The 1,305-nt window shown below is 51.3% G+C and carries 2 protein-coding genes; both read left to right on the top strand.

Annotated features, from left to right (window positions below; translation table 11 throughout):
- Positions 1–954: AAA family ATPase (locus V6D20_00995; protein HEY9814373.1), on the top strand; the 954-nt coding region annotated here is incomplete at its 5' end.
- On the top strand, positions 947–1,305 hold a 359-nt coding region (gene pnuC, locus V6D20_00990), incomplete at its 3' end, for a nicotinamide riboside transporter PnuC (protein ID HEY9814372.1). The genes V6D20_00995 and pnuC, both read left to right, overlap by 8 nt.

Genomic DNA, 1,305 nt, shown 5'->3' with positions numbered 1-1,305 from the left:
GAGGTGATCGTCATGGTCTATGATTGCCCCGAAACAACGGCTGTACCGCTCTCCATCAGGGCTAACTGGATTCGTCAACTATGCCCAACGGTTAGGGTCATTGAAGCCTGGGATGGGCCAACCGAGATCGGCGATACCCCTGAAATCAAGCAAGCCCACGAAACCTATATTTTGGAACAGCTTCAGGGCCTCAGCGTGACTCACTTCTACTCCAGAGAGTTTTATGGAGAACACATGAGTCAGGCGCTAGGAGCTGTAAACCGTTTAGTCGACTGGACACCCCAATCAACCTGGGCAAACCGTACCGCTGTCCCTATCTCAGCTACCCAAGTACGCGCCAACCCTTACCAATACCGCCAGTTCCTAGATCCGCTGGTCTATCGGGATCTAATCACCCATGTTGTCTTTCTAGGGGCACCCTCCACGGGTAAAACGACTCTCGCTGAAGCCCTAGCCCGCCACTACAGCACGATCTGGATGCCAGAATACGGCAGGGACTATTGGGAAACCCATCAGGTGGAACGGCGGCTATCCCTAGAGCAGCTTGAAGACATTGCTACGGGTCATCTAGAGCGAGAAGACATCCAACTGACTCAAGCGAATCGCTACCTCTTCACCGATACCAACGCTCTTACCACCTACCGCTTCTCCCACTACTACCATGGCACCGCTACATCCCATCTGGTGGAGCTAGCGGATCGCTGTGCCTCGCGCTATGACCTAGTGTTTCTGTGTGAAACCGATATTCCCTACGACGATACGTGGGATCGGTCTGGAAAGGGCAACAGAGCCGTCTTTCAGAAGCAAATTATTAATGATCTAGTGGTGCGTAAGATTCCCTTCTTTAGAGTGCGAGGCGACTTACAGACCCGGATAGGATATGTGGAACGGATACTTGCTCAATTTGAGAAGTACCATAATCTTCTAGAGCATTTCCAGGTTGCCAATGACTGATTTTCTAAGCATCAACACTATCGCGTTTACCATCCTGGGCTATCCCATGAGCTACATCGAACTGATTGGAACCATTCTTTACCTAGGGTCGGTGTGGCTGATTGCCCAAAAACATATGTTGACTTGGCCGGTAGGCATTCTTAGCGTCCTGCTGTACATGAGTCTGTTCTACCAAATTCAGCTCTACTCCGATGCCTTAGAACAGGTCTATTACTTGGTGGCTAGTGCCTATGGCTGGTGGTGGTGGAGTCGCAAAGGCCCAGACCAGGATGTCACAGACGGTTTTTTCTACAGTCGCCGTCGCTATGGATTGCTGACGCTGGGCATTACGTTGGGTGTGGGTCTAGCCCT

Source organism: Candidatus Obscuribacterales bacterium (assembly GCA_036703605.1).
Lineage (GTDB): Bacteria > Cyanobacteriota > Cyanobacteriia > RECH01 > RECH01 > RECH01.
This window is presented reverse-complemented; position numbering and strand designations above follow the sequence as displayed.